The sequence below is a fragment of the Gimesia sp. genome (assembly GCF_040219335.1).
GTDB lineage: Bacteria > Planctomycetota > Planctomycetia > Planctomycetales > Planctomycetaceae > Gimesia.
The window spans coordinates 164497-179998 of sequence record NZ_JAVJSQ010000020.1; the positions used below are offsets into that span (position 1 = coordinate 164497).

Here is a 15502-nt window from a genome sequence, read left to right on the forward strand (position 1 = left end):
ATCCCTTCAGTGACTCCGGGGCGAGGATCCCTGGCGGGAAAAATGACCTAAATCTTCTCCTGACAATCTTTAAAAGTGATCGAAGAGAGTCTTTATAGACTCGATGAATGCGAGACAGCCTGTTATCCTCAACAGACCGGACGCGTCTTTGCATCATTAGTTCAATAGATAAAGTGAGAGATTTACATGAAGTTTGCCATTTGTCAGGAAATGTTTGTCGATTGGGAGTGGGAAAAACAATGCGATCTGATCGCGGAGATTGGTTATACGGGCATCGAGCTGGCACCTTTTGCTTTTGCCGATCATCCATCGAAAATTACTCAAGAAGAGCGGGCCTCCCTCAAGAAAACAGCTGAGGACCGCGGGCTCCAAATCTTTGGGCTGCACTGGCTTCTGGCAAAAACCGAAGGTCTGCATCTGACCACTGCTGACTCCGAAGTACGCAAAAACACTGCCGCTTACCTGGTTGAGTTAGGGAACCTTTGTGCCGATCTGGGTGGAGACCTGATGGTCTTCGGTTCTCCATTCCAGCGCAACATCGAAGAAGGCATGTCGCGCGAACAGGCTTATCAAAATGCAGCGGAAGTTTTCCGCAACTGTCTGCCGGCGATCGACGAACGCGGGGTTCGCATCTGCATGGAACCGCTGACAACCAAAGAAACGGATTTCGTGAATACCTGCGCGGAAGCCATCGAGTTAATCGACATGGTCGGCGCGGACAACTTTGTTCTGCATCAGGATGTCAAAGCCATGGCCGGCGCAGAAACAGAATCGATTCCGGAACTGATTCACAAGTACGCTTCGCGGACGGGGCACTTCCATGTGAATGACACCAACCTGCTCGGACCTGGAATGGGAGAGACCGACTACCATCCGATCTTCAAAGCGCTGAAAGAAACGAAGTACCCGGGATGGATTTCAGTTGAAGTGTTCGACTACAAACCGGGCAGCGAACACATCGCGCGCGAAAGTTTTCGTTACATGAAAGAGGTCTGGGAAAGCGTCTGATAGACTCAAAACAAGCGATCGGGCAAATTTTTTTTTGAAAACGTGAAAATATTTCCGACCCTTTTTTCGCGTTGTTTTGCCAGACAAACGAGACTCTATAAACATGCAGTTTAAGCATGTCAACTGAGAAACAAAAAACAGAAGAGATCGTTTTCAGTCTATAATAATAGAGCGAAATCGATCTCTTGTTTTTTATCAAGCCTGTAAAACGCGTCTCATCCTGTTTCTATTTTTCAGCGATTCGTTTTTAAACGCTAAGCACATCGCAGTTTACAACAAGCTGGAAAAAGGCTTTTCATATCAGAATTGGCTTGCAGAATTTTACGAAATATTTACGATGATGCCCAACAATTAGATGTAAGTCCTTAGTGTGTAATGAGTGTCAATTAAAAATGTGTTTTGATTGAATTTACACACACCAATTAAGGGGGATGAACATCGGAGTTTGTCAAGGTTGACAGACTCACTTCTTATTCGTTGTGGCAGACCTTTGCCGACTTATAGCCCGGAGCCAGCGGCAAGGCAGCCCTCGTTTAACTCTCAAAGGAGGATTTGCGGTGGCAAAGAAAAAGGCAAAGAAAGCAGCACCTAAGAAAGCAGTAAAGAAAGCTGCTCCAAAGAAAAAAGCAGCCCCTAAAAAGAAAGCAGTGAAGAAAGCTGCTCCTAAGAAGAAAGCTGCTCCCAAGAAAAAAGCTGCTGCTAAAAAGAAAGCCGCCCCAAAGAAAAAGGCAGCTGCAAAGAAAAAAGCAGTGAAGAAAAAAGCTGCTCCCAAGAAAAAGGCCGCTAAAAAGAAGAAGTAATTCTTCTGCACTTAGCAGCTGGAAACAACAAGCCATAACGAGTAAGAAGCGATCGTTTTTTTCGATCGCTTCTTCTATTTCCCCCCTGAGTATTTCACACCTCTTTCTCAGCAGAATCTCACCTGGATTCTTCTCCATATGGAATATATTCATGTGTGCACTATTTGGTCACATATGCTGTGTCTCTGCCTGCAGTTAACGTTACAATAGTTAGCCAATACGTTTGCCCCAACTCTGCAGTCTGAAAGCAAACCGGCCTTGAACAGCTCCCGCAAAGTGACCTCTGTCAAACCCAGGCGCAAATTATGGCGGACCCGGTTGAAACTGGCGCGCAACGTCCTGCCATTTGCTCCCCGCATTTCGTATGCGGAGGTCATTCCAGATTCAGCCATTGATGGCGACCTCCAACACTGGGGTGAGGTCATCTTTTTGTCAGACCTGGTCGCCGTTCTGCATCGTGATGGAACCATCACGCGCAGAGCGCATCACATTGCCAGCCTGCACGCCAACGAGTCGTTGTCTCAATGGGACGAAGTCTTTCGATTTTATGATCGCCAGACAGCACTGCATAAAATTCAGACCGCGAAAGTATACCTGCCTGATGGCAGTCAGAGAAAAGCCCGCAAGGTGGTTCAACCGTACGGACAGATCGCCGTTCAATTTTATCCTCTGCGTCCCGGGGTGACTGTTGAGTTGGACGAGCAACAGGACTTCTTCACCCCGGACCGGATCTCAGCCTGCATGTGGGGCCAGGAGTACCTGCGATATTCGATTCCCTGCCAAAGACTGCGCTGCACGATTGCCGTCGCGGAACCATTCAACTTGCAGTATGAATTACATCAGACGAATCAGGAACCACGCTCCTGGAAACAGGGAACCTATCAAGTCTATCAATGGGATCTGCAGGCATTACCTGGATATGAAACTGACGACGCCACACCTCACCCGCGAGACGTCCTACCCTGGGTCGACTTTACCACACTGACCGACTGGGAACCGATCGCGAAGTTCTATCGACAGGACCTTGAGCCGCCATCCAAAATCCCGGTTCAGATTCAAAAGCTGTCAGAGAATCTGACGCGTGAATCAGAAACGACTGAAGATATAATTTACGCCCTCTACAAGTATGCCTCTGATGATGTCCGCTATGGCAGACATCCCAATGAACTGTCCCTGGAAAAAACCAGGGAGGTCGGTTCGATGCTGGAGGATATGCGCGGAGACTGCAAAGACAAATCGTCGTTACTCGTCTCCCTGCTCAGGCACCAGGGAATTGAAGCCGAGGTCGCAGTTCTGCTGACACGCGCGAATGGAACAATCCCCTTTCTGCCTGGAGCTCACATCGATCATGCGATAGTCTGCGTTACCGATGAGCAGGGAGTCAGACTCTGGCTCGATCCGGCCGGCGGCCCGATGACTTTCAAAGATCTGCCTTATAATGACCAGGGCATGCAGGCACTGTTGTTGAATCTACCAGCGGGAGAACTGACCACCATTCCCTGCGGCGGACCGGAATCTCATCAGGTACATCGGCAATGCGAGGGGAAACTGTCCGAAGACTGCAGCTACGAGTTCGGCACCAATGTCTCAACGACAGGTGACACCGCCATGGAATTCCGTCTTCGCTACATCAACCGCAACGAAGAATATCAGAGCCTGACTCTGGAGCGGGAACTCGCGTCTTCTCTGACGGGAGCCCGCATCGATGCTCCTCTGTTTCAAAATCTGACAGATCTCTCGCAGCCGGTCACCTACTCCTGCAAAATGACACTCGATCAGTGGGCGCGCAAAATTGAAGACATCATTCTATTCCGGGTTCCCTGGATCGGGGCGATGCACACGGTGGCCCTCGTCAATGTGCAGAAACGCAACTCGGCTCTGCAAGCTCCCTTGCCAATCCGCTTCTCCGACCAGCACTGGATCGAACTCCCCCCTGGTTATCAAGGTTACGGACTGCCTTACGAACAACGATTTGAATGCGAATGGGGCCGCTACGAAACCTCCATCTATGAGGAAGATTCTCAACTGATCTGCCACCGACAGGTAGATCATTTGGGAGGCATCATCCGTGAGGAGCAGTATCTGGAATTCAAACAATACTGGGAACAGTGTACCCGCGCGGATGCCCTGGATGTCGTGCTCATGAAAAAGCCAGACTGAACATACACACAAGCATTCATTGATCTGTTCGTGGCTAGAAAAGTGCCAGAAAAAGTCAACGACTTTCTGAACATGGAATCCAGAAATGGTGTCAGTCCGTCACAATGAGCCTATTCTCTCATGGGTAACCTGTTAAAATAGAGATTAGGAGAGGGGAGGCTTTCGACTCTGGAGAAATCCAAATCTGGGAAAGCCCAGCCCAAAATGAATGCTCCATCCTCAACGAATATAGAAAGTGGAAACTCCTTGGCGGATCCTAAACGAGAAGAACTACAAGTCAAAGCGAAACGAGCCATCCTGGTCTCGGTTATCTCTCCTTCGAGTCATATCAATAAAGAGCAGGCCCTGGATGAATTAAAGGGGCTGGTCGAAACAGCGGGTGTGAAGGTCGTAGGCACTCTGGTACAGAGTCGCGAAAACCCTCATCCGGGGACCTGCCTCGGGAAAGGGAAACTGGCTGAGCTGAAATCAATGGTCAAACCCGTTGATGCCGAACTGATCATCTTTGATAACAATCTGTCCCCTTCCCAGGGACGTAATATTGAAGAAGAGACTGGTACGATTATTGTGGATCGCAGCGAGTTGATCCTCGATATTTTCGCGACCCACGCCAAAACCTATGAGGCCAAACTGCAGGTCGAGTTGGCGCAGCTGCTCTATTTCCGTCCCCGTCTGAAACGCTTGTGGACCCACCTCGAGCGTATCGAAGGGGGTGTGGGTGCCGGCCGTGGTCCTGGTGAAAAGCAGCTGGAAACCGACCGTCGACTGTTGGATAAACGCGTCGCTGAATTGAAGCGTAAACTGTCCGAAGTTGAAAAGCGTCGCGAGCGCACCGTTTCCAATCGATTCCAGCAACTCACAGTCTCGCTGGTTGGATATACCAACGCAGGGAAAAGTACGCTGATGAATGCACTCACTGGCGCGGATGTCTACATCGCGGACCAGTTGTTTGCCACGCTGGATACCCGTACGCGGCGCTGGGAACTTCCGCACTGGGGAGAGATCCTGCTCAGCGATACGGTTGGATTCGTCCGTAACCTGCCTCACCATCTGGTGGCCTCATTCAAGTCAACTCTCGAAGAAGCTCGGCAGGCTGACCTGCTGTTGCATGTGGTTGACAGCAGCAATCCGGAAGTGGAGCATCACATCAAAACCGTTAACGGAGTGCTTGAAGAAATCGGTATCGACTACTCGAACGCACTGCTGGTATTCAATAAAAGCGATAAGGTGGAAGACCGCTCCAAGCTCGATGTCCTCCGGCTGAAATACGAGAATGCAATCACCGTCAGCGCGGTATCAGGTGAAGGGCTGGATCGTCTCTCCCAGGCAGTCATTGATCGGCTGGGATCCGGTTATGTCATTGTCGAAATCGAAACCCCCGTCGGAAATGGTAAACTGCTCTCTCAACTCGAAGAGCATTCGCTGATCCTCTCACGAGAGTATTCCAGCAACGACACCCGCGTTACCTACCGAGCCCGGATTGCACGTCGTTTCCTCCCCGTGCTGAAGAGCAGCGAAGACACCGAAATCCGGATTCATGATGATGGGGACCAGGGAGCCCCGAATCGGCTACAGCACGAAGAATCCATCCACGAGGTTTAGTTTCCTGACGCGTATGCTGTTCAGGCAGGACGGCTCAGTCAATCTTTCCGTCGGCTGGCGACAGTCATTGCAATCGGTCTGGCGGGCAGGTTATCATCGATAGAAGGGCGTGTCATCGACAGTCGGAAAGTTTCTCCTTCCGGTCTGCATGCTCCCCCTTGACCGTTCTGATTTTGACCTTCCCCTGCGACTGACTTCCTGAGAGAAACTGACGAAACTCATACGCGATGAAAAAACGATGGATCTATGGCGTCATCATTTTCCTGTGTCTCACATCGATTGGCCTGGCCATCGACTGGTGGACCGCTCTGCCTGAAGGCGAACAGGCAACCTACGTCGGTCGTCAGACCTGCTTCGAGTGTCATCAGCAACAGGCAGAAGAGTGGAAAGAATCTGACCACGATCTGGCGATGAACCCAGCGACTCCCAAGTTCGTTCTCGGCGACTTCGATAACACCGAGCTCGAACACTTTGGGATCACCTCCCGCATGTCCCGGCAGGGCGACAAATACTATGTTACCACCCAGGGACCTGATGGCGAGATGTCCCGCTTTGAGGTCAAGTACGTCATTGGCGTGCACCCCCTGCAACAGTATCTGGCAGAACTCGAACGCGGCAAGATTCAGGTCCTGCCGGTAACCTGGGATACGGAACTCAAACGGTGGTACTACGCCAGCCCGGATGAACCTTTCGGCCCGGAAGACCCGCTGCACTGGACCGGCTCCGCTCAGAACTGGAACCACATGTGCGCGGAATGTCACACCACGAACTGGGCAAAGAATTATGATATCGCCACCGACACCCATCATTACTCCTTCTCCGAGATGCGTGTCAGCTGCGAAGCCTGTCATGGTCCTGGATCGATTCACGTGAAACTTGCCAACTCGCATTCGCTGTTCTGGGATCGTCGCTATGGCTATGGCCTGGCGAAACTCAAAGGTGAAGACGCGACCGCACAGCTGGAGAGCTGTGCTCCCTGCCATTCTCATCGGCGGCATGTCTCACCCGGTCATACTCCCCTCGACCGCTTCCATGATCATTACGCTCTCTCACTGCTGGAAGATCACCTCTATCATCCCGATGGTCAGATTGATGAGGAAGTCTACGTCTTTGGATCCTTCACTCAGAGCAAGATGTATCGCAAGGGAGTTCGTTGCACAGACTGCCATAATCCGCATTCACTGAAATTGAAATTCGAGGGAAACAAACTCTGCACCCAGTGCCACCTCGAGGCCAAGTATGACGTGCCCGGTCATCACCACCACAAGGTTGGCAGTAAGGGAGCTGCCTGCGTGGAGTGCCACATGCCGACCAAGACCTACATGGGAGTCGACCCTCGCCGGGATCACAGTCTGAGAATTCCCCGCCCCGATCTTTCAGTCAAACTGGGAACCCCCAACGCCTGCAACCAATGTCATACGAAAGCGGACGAGACGCCGAAGTGGGCTGCGAAGAAGGTCGATGAATGGTACGGTCCCAAGCGGCGCGACGACCCGCACTATGGTGAGATCCTGGCAGCAGGTCAGGCTGGCAATCCGGATGCAGAACGCGCGCTGATCAAGTTGACCCGCGAAAAAGAAGTCGGTCCCATCGTTCGGGCAACTGCTGTCTCCCTGCTGGCCTCCCGATACGATACCCCCGAAAGTCGCAAGGTTGTCGAGCGGTCTCTGAAGTCAAATGAAGAGCTGGTCCGGATGGCGGCGCTGCGTGGATTCGAAGGCTGGAACCCACGTTCTGAAGCTGAAGCCAGCCGGGTGGGTAAGCTGCTCGCGGAAGGACTGACGGACGACTCGCGCGGAGTCCGGACGGAAGTCGCCCGGATTCTGTCTTCGCTGCCCATCATGCCCAACACGGATTCGAACCGGAAGGCACTCGAGCGGGCACTCAAAGATTATAAGAAAAACCTGCTGACCGATGGTGACCAGTCGGGCTCTCACATGAGCCTGGGGATCCTGTATGCCAATGAGGGTGACCTGAAGAAAGCGGAAGCCGAGTTCCGTCTGGCCATCAAACTGGCACCTGCTGTAGCGGGAGCCCGATCCAATCTGGCCCAGTTACTGGAACAACAGGGGCGCACTCAGGAGGCGCAGGAACTCAGATCTGAAGAGGTCAAATTGCTGGCTCGCGATGCCCGTCTGCTTCCGGACAATGCCCTGCTCCAGTACCGGGTGGGCCTGCTCTACTACCTGCTGGGTCGGGAGGACGAGGCGGCTTCAGCCCTGGAGAAAGCCTGTGAACTGGAACCGCAGTCCGCCGACTTCCGGTTGATGCTGACTCTGCTTTACGAGAAACAGCAGAAGTGGGAGCAGGCACTGGACTCGGTCAAACAGTTGATTCAGCTGCAACCAGAGAACCCCACCTTCCGCCAGATCCAGATGAACCTCCAGCAAAAAGCAAACCCGCAAGGCAAGTGAATACCTTACGGGTCTGTTGAGTTTCACATGATTCTGAACTCAGCGATCAGGCCGACTTGCGGAGCACTCCTGTAATCCGCTCGAAGGTATCATTCGAATCGAAGGGAATCACAATCTGACCGGACTGTTCGGTCTTGAGTTTGATCTCTACCTGGGCTCCCAGAATTTCCCGCAGTTGCTGCTGCAGGTCAATCAGGTGATTCGTCATCTGGGGAGCATCGGCGGGTTGCTTCGGTTTGGGATTCTCAAAGGGAACGGTGTCAGCCTCACCTTTGAGGATCTTCCGCACCTCTGCTTCAGTCTTTCGGACCGAGAGGGACTCGGACTGAATCTGCTCACAGAGGGCGACCTGTTTATCGTTATCCAGGCTCAACAGGGTCCGGGCATGACCGGCTGAGATCTTCTCTGCCTGGAGAGCCTGCTTGACGGGTTCCGCCAGATCAAGCAAGCGGATCATGTTGTTGACGGTCGAACGGTCCAGACTCAATCGCTGTGCGAGCTGCTCGATCGTACTGTCGAACTGGCTCAGATAGTTTTTGAAGGCCTGGGCCTTTTCGAGTACATTCAAATCTTTTCGCTTGAGGTTCTCCTCGATCGCGACTTCACAGACTTCGCGTTCTTCCAGATGGAGCACCCGGCAGGGAACCGTTTTCAGTCCCGCTTCACGGGCTGCCTTCAAACGGCGTTCCCCGGCGATCAGCTGATAGGCACCATCGAACGGACGGACCAGCAGCGGTTGCAGAATACCGTGTTGACGGATACTGCCTTCGAGTTCCTTGAGGGAGTCAGCTGCGAAATCCTGACGAGGCTGATATGGATTCCGTTCGATCAGATCAATGTCGATCTGGTCGGAGGACTCAACTGGTGCCGGCTTCTCTTGCGAGTCTGCACCAGCACCGTCCTGATTATTTTCTGCATCTGGTTCTCCCCCACGTCCCAGCAAGGCGTTCAAACCACGGCCTAACCGTCGACGAGGGACCCCAGGATTTTCTGATTGCTCAGCTGCTGGATCAGCTGGATTCTGGTTTTGATCTTTCTGATTATGATCTTCCATGACCTTCTTCTCTTATACTTAAACTGCCTGACAAAAACGGGAGATTGAAACGTGGCGCGGGATTTTATTTCGAATGGCTATTTGAAGCAAGAGGGCTTTGCGGCAGAGCTGCCTTCCCCCGGGCAGGTGTTCCACGTGGAACACCTGTGTTACCACGCTTACCGGACACGGTAAAGGCGGACCGATTCCTTCGTAGATTTAGCTGGCAGCTGAGCCTGATTCAGTCGGACCAGCAAGCTGGGATCATACTCGTAGGACTGGACCAGATCGAGTCGATCTTGAGCCAGATCGAATTGCTTCACAAACTCGAGGTCACGCTCCGCGTGTGGTCCCGCGAGCAAGTAGACGGGCATCTGGGGTGGAAGTGATTCCAGAAACTGGAAGTCAGCTACCGGACCGGTCAGCTGATGACCCTCTGCTTTCAGATTGAAGAACAACCCAGGCTCGGCATAGATGTAAAGAATCGCTTCATCCGAATTGGCGTGTTCCTGCCGGAGATCTGCCAGCAACTGACGGGATATCGACGCCAGTCCGTTTCGAGGTTGCCAAGCAGGAACCGACCAGGGTAACGCGATCAGAATCACCAGGAGGGCGGCTCCCACTAGAGAGAAGGCGGTGATGATACGCGCGGATGGGATGCGGATCTCACCGGGTCTCGACAAGAGTTCGCAGAGGGAGCAGTCTGCTCGTGCTTCGAGCCAACCCACCAAAGCAGCGGTACCTAACCAGGCAGAGATCATCCAGGGAATCGTCAGACGAGGATAAGAGTGGTAGAGCGGCGTGGCCAGAAGCAGACCACAGAACCAGGCCGCCAGTAACCAGGCTGCCAGCGATCGGGCCAGGTCTTTCGAGTCAACACGGGAATCGGCAGCTTTCAGAGAATCCGATCGTTGTCCTGACATACAGAACAGTTGCAGCAGAATTCCGATAACAGCCAGGGCGGCGAGGACTGGAGTGATCCCTACTAACCAGCCCCCCAGTAAGGGGAGTCCTGCCAGGCAACCAACCAGCACCGTGTTCCACGTGGAACGCCTACCTTCCTCATTCTTGTTTTCATTTCCGAAGTGAGTTGTACTACAGCAACCGACATGGAGTGCCAGCAGGCATCCTACCAGACAGACCAGCCCGAGGCTGATCGCTCCGAAAGGTCCCTCGAGCAAACGCAGGTTGAGGAGTTGCCGCGTACAGGAATCGAACCAGCCCGAGAAGCCGACAACATACCGGCTATGATTGGCAGCGACGACGGAATAGCCTCCCCACTTCTGTAGACCGATCAATACCGGCGACCAGACAACCACAGCCGTCAGAGTAAAGACGACAGCGCGTGACAGGTAGCTGGTGAGAGGGAGACGATCACGGCAGTAGATCCAGAGCCAGGGAACGATTCCAGAAAAGCCGATGGCCAGCGGGAGCCAGCCGTTGTACTTGACCGACCACCCCAGGCCGATGGTGACACCAGCCAGTACCGGCCACTTCCAATCGAGCGAGAGCCAGCTCCGCCAGATAAGGTAGACGCTGAGCAGCAGAAAGAATCCGAGTGCAACGTCTGTCAGCGCGGTTCGCGTGTAGAGCAGATGCAGGTCACTGCCTCCCGCCAGGAGTGCTGCCACCAGTCCGGCGGAAGAACCAAACCAGGCACGAGCCACCCACCAGATCAAGAGCACAGTCATGACGCCCAATAGCAGTGAGGGGAGAAACACACCCCAGACACCACTGCCCAGAAAGATCATGGACCACTCGATCAGAAACGGTAACAGAGGCGGCGCGTAAAAATAGCGGCCTGGATACTCGGCCCCCTGCTCTGCAGAGAACCAGAGGTTGGATGCATAGACGCCTTCATCGAAATGCTCGACAGCCACCTCGGAGAAGAACATCACCCGTGCCAGACAGGCGACCAGCAGAACGATCCCCAGCAGGATCAGCTCCAGTCGGGAGTATGTGGCGGAGGGCTCTGCTGTCGGTTTAGGAGAAGGCACATCGAACCTTTATGAAAATGGTGACCAGTGATATCAGTCCAAGTCACCAAATTCTACAGGAAGCAGGTCGCTTTGCCTATGAAACCGAGCAGCCCGTCAATTATCATTAACAGAGGCAGGAATCCGATCAGACAGAGGTCTGGCCAGATTTGCCGTATTGGTATTTTGCCCCACAGGCCTACAATTCAAATAGCGAGCTGATGATAATTCTGTCGTGACGACAGAATGGTCTGCATGCGATCCTCATACTTCAACAGAACATTTGAAAGAAAAGCGAGATTAAGCAGATGAGTACTCCATCCAGTCTGTACGATGAAGCAGTCAAAACTTACGAGAGTGGGGACGTGGAACAGGCGGTCGAGAAACTGAAGGAAGTGCTGGCTCAGGATGAAAATTACGTTCTGGCTCACTCAGCCTCCGCGGTCTATTACCAGAAGCTGGGAAAGTTTGATGAGGCCATCGAGCATGCCAAGAAGGTCACCGAACTGGAACCGGAAGACAACTTTTCCTACCTGCAGCTCTCCGTAATCTGTCAGCGATGTGGACGCATCGCGGAAGCAGAAGATGCCCTGGCCAAAGCCCACTCCATGGGACAGAAGAAATAGTCGCGACGACTTCAGCACGACGAAAACAAAACAAGCTCTCATCGGTTGACCGGTGAGAGCTTGTTGCATTTGGGAATCAACGTTTTGCTATTCCTGGATCACCCGGAACGGCGAGTCGGATTCGGTTGCTGACGCCGGTTCAATTGTCTCGGCAGACATCTGCTGGAACGGGTTCTCCTCAGCAGGTTCTTCGGTTACCATCGCTGGCTGCTCTCCAAAGGAGATTCGTGCAGGCTCAGCTGGCGTGAGCTGTTTTCGTGAACGAGGCTCTTCTCGGCTGGCGGTCTGAATCTGTGGGCTGCTTTCCAGACGAGCCACTCTTAGTGAAGAGGTTGCCTGGAAGGTACGACCATCCTGAGATTTCATTCTCACCAGCAGTGTCAGATCCTCGCTGGCGGGGGCACTTTGCCAGGGGAGCTCAAAGCGAAAGCCCGAACCAGCAAAACCTGAATACCAGTGAGAGCGGACTTCCTGGCTGTCAAATTTCCAGATCCCGACGCGACGCTGATTCTCGGGTTGATTCAGATCGACCAGTTCCAGTTCCAGATCGGCGGGCAGTTTGACGGTTTCGCCATCCACATCGTGTGGTGTAATGACAGTGGTCCAGAGTTCGTCCCCCGGCTTGCTGTCGAGATCAACTCCCCCGGTCAGCAGGCTGTTGACTTTGACGCCCGTCACCCGAAACAGTGTCTTGGACTGCTCGGGCAGCAGGCCACCGTTGGACGATTTGGCCAGCTGCTTCTGCATAGACTCAGACTGCTCGCGGGCAGACTGCAGGGCCTGCTGAGATTCTTTGAGATCTCGCTGCAGAGCAAAAATATTGTCTTCCTGGTCGCGCAATCGCGCCTCTAGAAGATCCGTGTTGCCACGACCTCCACACCCGAAAAGGGTGAGAATCAACATCAACGACATCCATGTCGTAAGGTATTGCTTCATTGGAAATCAATTAAAACAGAAGATCCCTCTTCTGTCTCCTCTTGTCAGAGTTAAAACTATTCTTTGGTTCCGGGCAGATCGAGGTGCTCGAGCACGTTGTCGATCAGTCCGTAGGCTTTGGCTTCCTGGGAATCCATGAAGTTATCCCGGTCTGTATCCTGCTCGATTTTCTCGAGTGTCTGACCGGTATGATGCAGCAGAATCTCGTTCAGACGCCGCTTCATTTTCAGAACTTCTTTGGCATGAATTTCCAGATCGGTAGCCGTACCCTGCATCCCGGCGAGCGGCTGGTGAATCATAATGCGGCTGTTGGGCAGTGCGTTGCGTTTGCCCGGAGCACCGGCTGTCAGCAGCAGAGCCCCCATACTGGCGGCCTGCCCGATACAGTATGTGGCCACGTCACAAGAGATGTATTGCATCGTATCGTAGATGGCCATCCCGGCAGTGACTGAGCCACCCGGAGAGTTGATGTAAAAATGGATGTCTGCTTCAGGATCATCAAACTGCAGAAACAGCAGCTGAGCCACCAGGCTCTGAGCCACCTGATCGTTGACCTGAGACCCCATCATAATGATACGATCCTGCAGGAGACGACTATAGATATCCATGGCCCGTTCATCGCGGCCATTCTTTTCGATCACATAAGGTGTTAGGACCGTCATGTATAACTCACTTCAATTGATGGTAGATTGATGTTGGATCGTCATGGGGCAGCATGTCTGCCGACGTCTATGCTATTTCTTGTCTTTGTCTTTATCGCTGGTATCCCGGACCAGAACTTCATCGACCAGACCATATTCGACCGAATCGGCTGAAGAAAGGAAGCGGTCACGAGAAGTGTCCTGCGCAATTTTTTCAATACTCTGACCGGTGTGGCCAGCCAGAATTTTATTCAATACCTCACGGGTATCGAGAATGTCTTTGGCCTGAATTTCAATGTCAGAAACCTGACCACCGACTTCCCCGAAAGGCTGGTGAATCATCATTTTGGCGTGCGGCAGAATGTAACGCTTCCCCTTCTGTCCCCCGGCAACCAGGATCGCTCCACCACTGGCAGCCAGACCAACACAATAGGTGGCGACATCACATTCGATGAACTGCATCGTGTCATAAATGGCCATCGTGGATGTCACTGAACCACCGGGTGAGTTGACATAAAGATGGATGTCCTGGTGACGATTTTCAGATTGCAGATAGAGCAGTTTCATCACGATCAGATTCGCACTGGCATCATTAATGACGCTGTCCAGAAAGATGATCCGGTTGTCCAGCAGAAGGTCACCAATGCCCATCTGGCGCTGCTGGGAATAGCTTCTGGCACGTTGATTCGCCTGAGTCGGCATCTGCCCTGATAAGGGATCGAACATGATTGTATCCTGAGATGTAATAGTATGCTTTAGTGAATCGTGACGAGGTTAATTCTAGTTAACGCTCACATCTGTTTGAACCAACGACTATCGCTGCTGCTGGAGAACCCGTCAAGTTGCAGCCCGTTATTTTCTCTGGCTCGAAGCGGCTGAGACACTCCCCTGTCTGATCCTCAGGCAGGCGCACAGTCACTCCTATTTTCGTTTCTGAGTTTATATTGTTCCTTATCCGATTTCCCCTTGTTTCGTCAAGAGACGTTATGCGGAGATCCACCTGACGGACAGTGCTTTAACACAAGCGCCGCTCTCTTATGAAAAGCTTAGGGACACACTCCATATGCAAAAAGTGTACAGGACAACAGATTGTATTCCACCACGTAAAAAAACACCAGAGACCATAGAATCTCTGGTGCAATGAGTATAAATCGAACGGAGCGCAGTCAGTCGACATTCAGAAAAATCGCCAGTCCCCCTGTTTTATCAGAATCCAGATTTGGCGACCACATCCTGACCGTGCCTTAAACCAGCAGGTGTCAGCAGGCGGGCATACACTCGGGGATCCATCTTCGGTGACAACGATCTTCCACTTCCGTCACACAAAATAACATTCACAGCACCACTGGGGTGATTCGAGCTGGGGCGCCAGGCTTGCCCTTCCCCGGCGGAATGGTTCGCATCGATTCGCGAATCAGAGTGGTCGGTTTTCAAATTGAAATCAGCCGGCAACTTCAGAGAGGGGCCAGTCAGAATCCCTTCCACGTCGACTCCAAATCCCAGGTCGCCGGTATAGATTGAGGACCACTTCCCGGCCTGCAGATTCTCCGAGAGCATCAGTGTCTGCGTCAGTCCATCAGCTGCTGCGATATAATCGAGCGACATGCCGGACTTCCAGGGGCGCCAGAATACTCCCGAGGCAAACTTGACGGGCAGGTCTGTGTCATTGTCGGGATCAGCATCAAATCCCCCATCTGGACTGTCCACAACGTGAGACGTATCTGCTGCGGAATTGTAATGGGATGTCACATATCCGATGTTCGCACAATAAGAGAGCCCGCCAGATTTCACCGTATCAGAATCATCCGGGCAGACAAAGACCGGAATTTGAGCCGCATTGAATCGATCGAGATCTGCTTTCGCATGCTGTTGCGCCGCGGACGTCTCCCCCGCCGCGACATAAGCGGCCAGTTCCCAGCGTTGATAAAAGGCGACCTGATCCAGGTAAGGCAGGATCATCACAAACAGCGACATATCGTCATTGCCAGCATTCTTGCCAGGTCCATTCATCTGGTTGGGACTGACCAGCGGGGGCAGATGCGCGTTCGCCTCAGAAGAATAGTTGATCGCAGCCAGACCGACGTTTCTCAAATTATTAAGACAGGATAATCTTTTGGAACTATTTCTTGTCCTCTGAATCGCGGAGAGACTGAGTGATCCCAGCAGCGTGATCACGGCCAGTGTGATTAACAGTTCGACCCAGGTAAATCCCCACCGCTGGCAGATCTCATTTTTTCGTTTCCCGCTCTGCATTTCACACTCTCGATTCCCGATTTGATCAGCTCATATCAGATTGGATTTGGACT

General features: G+C 52.7%; 12 protein-coding genes. 6 read left to right on the plus strand and 6 right to left on the minus strand.

Translation table 11 applies throughout. From position 1 onward, the window contains the following. The first annotated feature begins 186 nt into the window (after window positions 1-186). The 5 genes from RID21_RS18025 (at window position 187) to RID21_RS18045 (ending at window position 7984) form a co-directional block, all read left to right on the plus strand. Window positions 187-1008: a sugar phosphate isomerase/epimerase family protein gene (locus RID21_RS18025; protein WP_350191203.1), complete on the plus strand. Its 822-nt coding sequence runs from the start codon at window positions 187-189 to the stop codon at window positions 1006-1008. Window positions 1009-1565: 557 nt separating this feature from the next. Continuing rightward, window positions 1566-1808 carry a hypothetical protein gene (locus RID21_RS18030; protein ID WP_197999543.1) on the plus strand — a complete coding sequence of 81 codons (243 nt, stop codon included), beginning with the start codon at window positions 1566-1568 and terminating at the stop codon, window positions 1806-1808. A gap of 258 nt (window positions 1809-2066) precedes the next feature. Then, a complete protein-coding gene (locus RID21_RS18035) occupies window positions 2067-3968 on the plus strand; it encodes a transglutaminase-like domain-containing protein (RefSeq protein ID WP_350191205.1) in 1902 nt (633 codons plus the stop codon). A 246-nt stretch (window positions 3969-4214) separates the two neighbouring features. Further along, window positions 4215-5570, plus strand: a complete 1356-nt coding sequence (gene hflX, locus RID21_RS18040; RefSeq protein WP_350191207.1) for a GTPase HflX — start codon at window positions 4215-4217, stop codon at window positions 5568-5570. A 227-nt stretch (window positions 5571-5797) separates the two neighbouring features. Further along, the gene (locus RID21_RS18045) at window positions 5798-7984 is read left to right on the plus strand and encodes a tetratricopeptide repeat protein (RefSeq protein ID WP_350191209.1); all 2187 of its coding nucleotides are present in this window, start codon (window positions 5798-5800) and stop codon (window positions 7982-7984) included. A gap of 46 nt (window positions 7985-8030) precedes the next feature. Here the strand turns inward: RID21_RS18045 and RID21_RS18050 are convergent, their stop codons facing one another. Continuing rightward, window positions 8031-9038 (minus strand): ParB/RepB/Spo0J family partition protein, encoded by a 1008-nt coding sequence (locus RID21_RS18050; RefSeq protein WP_350191211.1) that lies wholly within the window; start codon window positions 9036-9038, stop codon window positions 8031-8033. A 158-nt stretch (window positions 9039-9196) separates the two neighbouring features. Then, window positions 9197-11014 carry an ArnT family glycosyltransferase gene (locus RID21_RS18055; protein WP_350191213.1) on the minus strand — a complete coding sequence of 606 codons (1818 nt, stop codon included), beginning with the start codon at window positions 11012-11014 and terminating at the stop codon, window positions 9197-9199. 287 nt (window positions 11015-11301) lie between these two features. Here RID21_RS18055 and RID21_RS18060 point away from each other — a divergent pair, with 287 nt between their 5' ends. After that, a complete protein-coding gene (locus RID21_RS18060; RefSeq protein WP_145044398.1) occupies window positions 11302-11619 on the plus strand; it encodes a tetratricopeptide repeat protein in 318 nt (105 codons plus the stop codon). Window positions 11620-11706: 87 nt separating this feature from the next. Here RID21_RS18060 and RID21_RS18065 read toward each other — a convergent pair whose 3' ends face one another. The 4 genes from RID21_RS18065 to RID21_RS18080 all read right to left on the minus strand — a co-directional run bounded on the left by RID21_RS18065 (window position 11707) and on the right by RID21_RS18080 (window position 15449). Beyond that, window positions 11707-12522: a hypothetical protein gene (locus RID21_RS18065; protein WP_350191215.1), complete on the minus strand. Its 816-nt coding sequence runs from the start codon at window positions 12520-12522 to the stop codon at window positions 11707-11709. Window positions 12523-12611: 89 nt separating this feature from the next. Next, window positions 12612-13217 (minus strand): ATP-dependent Clp endopeptidase proteolytic subunit ClpP, encoded by a 606-nt coding sequence (clpP, locus tag RID21_RS18070; RefSeq protein ID WP_145044403.1) that lies wholly within the window; start codon window positions 13215-13217, stop codon window positions 12612-12614. A gap of 72 nt (window positions 13218-13289) precedes the next feature. Next, window positions 13290-13922, minus strand: a complete 633-nt coding sequence (locus RID21_RS18075) for a ClpP family protease (RefSeq protein WP_145442889.1) — start codon at window positions 13920-13922, stop codon at window positions 13290-13292. Window positions 13923-14402: 480 nt separating this feature from the next. After that, window positions 14403-15449, minus strand: coding sequence for a DUF1559 family PulG-like putative transporter (locus RID21_RS18080; RefSeq protein WP_350191217.1), 1047 nt, complete (start codon window positions 15447-15449; stop codon window positions 14403-14405). Window positions 15450-15502: the final 53 nt, after the last annotated feature.

What these genes read in the sequence shown, in the direction of transcription:
- RID21_RS18045 (WP_350191209.1), top strand. Translation starts at nt 5,798, where the DNA reads ATGAAAAAACGATGGATCTATGGCGTCATCATTTTCCTGTGTCTCACA.
- RID21_RS18060 (WP_145044398.1), top strand. Translation starts at nt 11,302, where the DNA reads ATGAGTACTCCATCCAGTCTGTACGATGAAGCAGTCAAAACTTACGAG.
- RID21_RS18050 (WP_350191211.1), bottom strand. Translation starts at nt 9,038, where the DNA reads ATGGAAGATCATAATCAGAAAGATCAAAACCAGAATCCAGCTGATCCA.
- RID21_RS18080 (WP_350191217.1), bottom strand. Translation starts at nt 15,449, where the DNA reads ATGCAGAGCGGGAAACGAAAAAATGAGATCTGCCAGCGGTGGGGATTT.
- clpP (WP_145044403.1), bottom strand. Translation starts at nt 13,217, where the DNA reads ATGACGGTCCTAACACCTTATGTGATCGAAAAGAATGGCCGCGATGAA.
- RID21_RS18065 (WP_350191215.1), bottom strand. Translation starts at nt 12,522, where the DNA reads ATGTTGATTCTCACCCTTTTCGGGTGTGGAGGTCGTGGCAACACGGAT.
- RID21_RS18025 (WP_350191203.1), top strand. Translation starts at nt 187, where the DNA reads ATGAAGTTTGCCATTTGTCAGGAAATGTTTGTCGATTGGGAGTGGGAA.
- RID21_RS18075 (WP_145442889.1), bottom strand. Translation starts at nt 13,922, where the DNA reads ATGTTCGATCCCTTATCAGGGCAGATGCCGACTCAGGCGAATCAACGT.